The sequence below is a fragment of the Actinomyces bouchesdurhonensis genome (assembly GCF_900128465.1).
GTDB lineage: Bacteria > Actinomycetota > Actinomycetes > Actinomycetales > Actinomycetaceae > Pauljensenia > Pauljensenia bouchesdurhonensis.
This window is the reverse complement of the sequence record NZ_LT635864.1, coordinates 1-4,791: the sequence shown is the minus strand read 5'-3', so window position 1 is coordinate 4,791 and position 4,791 is coordinate 1. Positions and strand designations below refer to the sequence as shown.

The following is a 4,791-nucleotide window of genomic DNA, read 5'->3' as shown; positions in this document are numbered from 1 at the left end:
CCCTCCGTCTGGGCTTGAAGCAGCTCCACACCCGCCAACGGCATCCCCGCAGCCGCACACGCCCGCACCAGCGCGACCCCACCCGCGTGCGCACGGTGAGTGCGCAGCCAATGAATCGACGGCAGGTCCCGGGGGGTGAGGACCTCCATCTCCGCGGTCGGCAGCGCATCCAGCAGGAGAACGATACGCACCAGCTCGTCGCTGCGCTCCGGCAGCGAACGCACCAGATCCGCGACATAGGGGACGAGGTGGGGAGCGTGGGTCAGGTGGACGCCGCGCAATCCGGTACACAGGGACACCCAGCGGCACCAATCCGTCTGATCCAGAGCATAGCGCTGAGCGTCCGCCAGCACGTTGGGGGCCACCAGGACACGCCGCCCGGCCGCCACGTCCCAAATGCCCGTCGCGTCTTTTGCGAGCGCACGCAGCACGATGGCTTCGGCTGCCAGAACCATGGGGGTGCGAGTGTCCTCGAAGCGATCCATGATTGCCCCGACCCGGCGAATCAAACCCCTGCGATCAACGACGAGTGAGCTTGATTCGGCAACGGTCGCTGCGGCCTCGGGCAGGGTCGACAGCTCCGCGAGCAAGCGATTCGACCAGGCCACCGACCTGCGCAGGCGCGCCACGACAGCCGAGGCCCCCACCCGCGAGGCCGACGGACCCGCGTAGGACATCGAAGCGAGAACTCCCGCGACGTCGCGCGGGCCAAACGGCATATCCATGGGCCTAGTTTAGCCCGGCGAGACCCTCCTCGAAGGCGTCCAAGTAGCCGCGCGTGGCGTAGGCGCCACTCGTCACTTGATCGTGGCCGATCGACACAAGGAGGAGACGACCTCCCTGAGTGATCACGGAGCCCGACAGGGAGGTCACCTCGTGAAGCGAGCCGGTTTTAGCTTGGACGTTACCGCCGGTGGGGGCCTCGGCCATCCGGTTGGAGAGCGTACCCACCAGACCCGCCCAGGGCAAAAGACGCATCGTGTCCGCGCTGGTTCCCCGCCCCGCATACGAAGCCTTCAGGACGCCAACGAGCGTGTTGGCGGTGATCTTGTCGTTGCTGGACAATCCCGAGCAGTCCTCCAAGTAGAGGTCGTCCGTGGGGATACCCGCGGACGTCAAAGCATCCTTGACCGTCGAGGTCGCACCCTCGTAAGTGGAGGGACTCCCGGCTGCTCGCGCAGCGAGGCGGCAATACTGGTCGGCGAGCGTGTTATCGGAATGGGCTAGCATCCAGCGCAACTGTTCACCTATCGTCGCGGAGGAAACCGACGCGAGGGAGGACGCTCCCGCGGGGGCTTCCCCGGCCTCGCCCATGCTCACCGTGATTCCCGCAGACGTGAGAGCCTGCGCAAAAACCTCGGCGACATGGCCGGGGGCATCGGCGTAGAACTCGATCGCGCCCTCGGCGGTGCGCCCGGCATCGATCGCCATCGGGCCGACGTGGCCCTCATAGCTTCCGACATCCTGAGCGTCCCAGGACGACAGGTGCGACGCGCCATCGAAGAGCGTTCCCCTCCAGTCGAGAGTGACCGAGGAGATGCCGCGCTCCGTCAGCGATGCGGCGGCATCTTGTGCCAGCGTCTGTAGGCCGGCGCGACCCGGAACCTCGTTGTCCAGGGAGGTTCCCGCACCGAGGAGGAGGTCTCCCTCCGAGTCGAGGTACAGGGTCCGCTCGTCGCCGCCCAGGAGTGCGCTGGTCGTCAGAGTCGCCGTGGGATCCAAATGAGTGAGGGCGGAGAAAGCAGCGAGCGTCTTCGTGGTGGAGGCGGTCGTGTGCGCGACGGACGCGTCCGCGTTGAGGAGAACCTCACCGGTTTGTGCATCCACGACGGTGCCCCACGCGACGTAGCCGCCTTCTGCTGCCGCGGCGGCAACGGGAGCCCACAGTGCCTGAACGTCTGTCGCGCTCACGGGCGTTCCCGAGGCCATGGCTGGCACTGACGCGGTGGCCGGCTCGAGCGTGGATGCNCCGAGCTAACCTCGCGCCCTGCCCTGGTCACGGTGACCTTGTAGGTACCCGTCGAAGCGACGCTGGCGCCGCCCGCAGGCTCCGTACAGCCATCCACATAGACGTGGCCGTCCCAGACCAGCGACCCGGTCCACGACCCGCCCGGACGCACGAGCAGCGTCATCGCCGAGCTTTCGTCCTGCGTGCAACGCGCTGAATCGTACACCTGATGGCCGCCGCTGCTCACGAGCAGGGCATAGTTCGACAGGGAGGTCGAGCAGGCGATGGATCCCTTGTTCTGAAGGGTCACGGACACGGGCATCGGTGAACCGGATGCGGCCTCGGAGGCGGCGACACTCACGGTGACGTCACGATCCAGGCAGGCGGGGATCTCAATCACCGTGCCGTCTGTCAGAAGGCCATCCGCGGTGGCTTGTTGACCGCGCGCAAGCGTGTAACCCGAAGAGTCGACCGTGTCGGATTGGGCGGACTGTGCGCTCGACTGCGAGGTTGGTTCAGGACTCACCGCTGCGATGACCGCTCCTGCGAGCGCAACGATGCCCCACACGAGGAGGGCAACGATGAGAAGGAGGCCCAGGCCCGTGATGATGCGGCGTGGCCACAGGTTCACCGGTGGGCGGGTACCTCCCCCCGACGAGGTTCCCTTCGAGCCTCGCTCGGCAGATGACGTGGAACGCCCACTCCTGCCAGACGAGGTGGATGAGCGCATCGATGTGGCCCTGCCAGCTGCACGAGAGGTGCGCTCAGTTGCACGCCCCGAAGTGCTTCCCGACGGGGTGCGCCGGGAGGAGGAACGCCTGGGGGAATTCTTACGCTGGTCAGCCACGCCTCCACGATACCGGGCCAACCATTGCCGACACGCCTAACGCTCGGGGTACGCGTCACTTTCGCGGGTACAAGCCGCCGCGCGCGAGAGCTGCCATCGTCATAACACCCGGTGGGCCGGCTCGTCGGCGACGCTCAGGCAGCCGCGTTGCGCTTATGGGAACTGGCACCGTCGTCGTCGGGAGTGATGACGCACCAGCGTTCGACGACGAGCGCGATGATCACCCACACGATACCCACCAGCGCGCTGACGCCGGAACCGATCGCATTGGACACCATCGCGGCGGCCTGCAACTGCATGAGGGACACGGCCATGACACCGATGAGGATGCCGGTCAGGCCAGCACCGACCAGGGCACAGGTCCGCGCGAACACGGCGACGCGCATGGCGCCGATCGCGTCGATCCACGTGTCTTTCCCCGCGCGTAGGCGACGCACGGCGATGCCGGACCAGACGAGTGCGGCCGTGGCGAGTGCGAACACGACGCCGGGACCTGGCGTGACGATCATGGGGGTGCCGCCCGCGCGCATGTGCGCGAAGAAACCGAGAAAGCTCAGGGCGGCACAGGCGGCGCCGACCAGGAGCACCCAGGTGATCGCCAACGGTTTCATTTAGTGCCTCTTGACGATAGGGATCGCACCCGTCATCGTGGGACGCACGACGACGCGGCGCAGGATTCCGGTCTTCGTGGCCTCATCTTCGGGGATCGGGCCGACCGGGGTGTTCTCGGGCAGGCCGGGCGCTAAGATCGTGCTCTTGCCGTCGGCGTGAACGGTCGGTGCGGGAGGCTCGTCTTCATGGCCGAGGCCGCTGCGGTCGTCGACGACGCGCACGTCGTGGGCGGCACCGACGGAGAAGTTCCAGTCGGGTAGCTTAATGTCGGCGCGCGCGACCGGGCGCTTATGCTGGAAAACGGGGGCCCACCTGGGCTTCTCTTCGCCGGTGGGCGTGTATGTGCCCGAACCAATTGTGCGTGTCATGCGCCCGGCCGGCGAGTCGGCGGGGACAGATGAGACGGGGTGCCACGCGGGTTTTGACGAGGCCTTGGCTGCCTGTTCGGTGTCGCGCGAGTCATCCGTGGGCTGGGCGTCGTCCGAGGGCTGGGCGGGCTGTTCCGGGGCGTTGTCCTCGTCGTGCGGGGCCGCGCCCCCAGGGGCTGTCCCACGAGGCCGTGGTCGGCTCGCCGGGCTTGGTGGCCTTCCAGAGGGCGAAGTCGCGGGGGTCGCGTTTGCCGGCTTCGATGGCCTCGTCGATTTGGGCGTCGTCCTCGGTGGTGCGCATGTCGGCCAGGCGCTGGCGGGTGAGCGAGCCGTAGTCGGGTTGGGAGTGGACGTCGAAGTAGACGTTGCCGCGCCCATCTGAATAGGCGTGGCCGGCGTCGATGAGGCGCTGGACGAGGTCGATTTGGTCGGGGATGTGGCCGGTGGCGCGCGGCTCGTACGTGGGGGCCTGCACGCCGAGGGTTTCGTACGCCTGCGTGAATTCACGCTCGAAGCGGTAGGCCCAGGCCCACCAGTCCCAGCCGGCCTCGGCCGACTTGGTGAGGATCTTGTCGTCGATGTCGGTGACGTTGCGGACGTAGGTGACCTGGTAGCCGCTGCGGCGCAGCCAGCGGATGAGGGTGTCGAAGGAGACGGCGGCGCGCAGGTGGCCGACGTGCGGGGAGCCCTGCACGGTGGCGCCACACAGGTAGATGCCGACCTTGCCGGGGGTGACCGGGTTCAGGGGCTGGATGCGGGCGCTCTTGGAGTCGTACAGGTGCAGCATGGCATCAATCCTACCTGGCAGGGAGGGGAGGCGAAGGAAACGGGCGAGGCCCGGGAACATGTAACGAGGCCCGGGCCCCACCCGGAGCGAAACGGTGCGGCTTCGCGGGTGTGGGCTCGGGCCTCGTCGAGTGAAAGAAGACTCAGGCGCCGGGGCGCACGCGCTCGCGGATGAGGGCCTTGAGGTCCTCGGCGGAGTTGGCGAGCGGCGTGACGCGCTCTTCGCGGCC

Annotated in this window: 5 protein-coding genes and 1 pseudogene (1 of these 6 only partly in view); 1 reads left to right on the top strand and 5 read right to left on the bottom strand. The window is 67.7% G+C overall.

Annotation, left to right across the window (positions count from 1 at the left end):
• Positions 1-169, bottom strand: partial view of a TilS substrate-binding domain-containing protein gene (locus BQ7477_RS13205; RefSeq protein ID WP_478209442.1) — the 5' end (the start) only. It extends 215 nt beyond the left edge of the window; only the first 169 of its 384 coding nucleotides appear in the window; the start codon lies at positions 167-169; its stop codon lies beyond the left edge, outside the window.
• Between the two features lie 314 nt (positions 170-483).
• Between BQ7477_RS13205 and BQ7477_RS13200 the strand changes: the two genes are divergently transcribed.
• Positions 484-672, top strand: a complete 189-nt coding sequence (locus tag BQ7477_RS13200; protein ID WP_129582470.1) for a hypothetical protein — start codon at positions 484-486, stop codon at positions 670-672.
• A 57-nt stretch (positions 673-729) separates the two neighbouring features.
• Here BQ7477_RS13200 and dacB read toward each other — a convergent pair whose 3' ends face one another.
• The 4 genes and pseudogenes from dacB to BQ7477_RS01740 all read right to left on the bottom strand — a co-directional run.
• Positions 730-1,911: a D-alanyl-D-alanine carboxypeptidase/D-alanyl-D-alanine endopeptidase gene (gene dacB / locus BQ7477_RS01760; protein ID WP_234968629.1), complete on the bottom strand. Its 1,182-nt coding sequence runs from the start codon at positions 1,909-1,911 to the stop codon at positions 730-732.
• A 1,018-nt stretch (positions 1,912-2,929) separates the two neighbouring features.
• Positions 2,930-3,406 (bottom strand): DUF3180 family protein, encoded by a 477-nt coding sequence (locus BQ7477_RS01750; protein WP_073982587.1) that lies wholly within the window; start codon positions 3,404-3,406, stop codon positions 2,930-2,932.
• Positions 3,407-3,775 (bottom strand): hypothetical protein, encoded by a 369-nt coding sequence (locus tag BQ7477_RS01745; protein ID WP_234968628.1) that lies wholly within the window; start codon positions 3,773-3,775, stop codon positions 3,407-3,409.
• A 133-nt stretch (positions 3,776-3,908) separates the two neighbouring features.
• Positions 3,909-4,562 (bottom strand): annotated as a pseudogene (locus tag BQ7477_RS01740) (class I tRNA ligase family protein); the annotation flags it as partial.
• Positions 4,563-4,791: the final 229 nt, after the last annotated feature.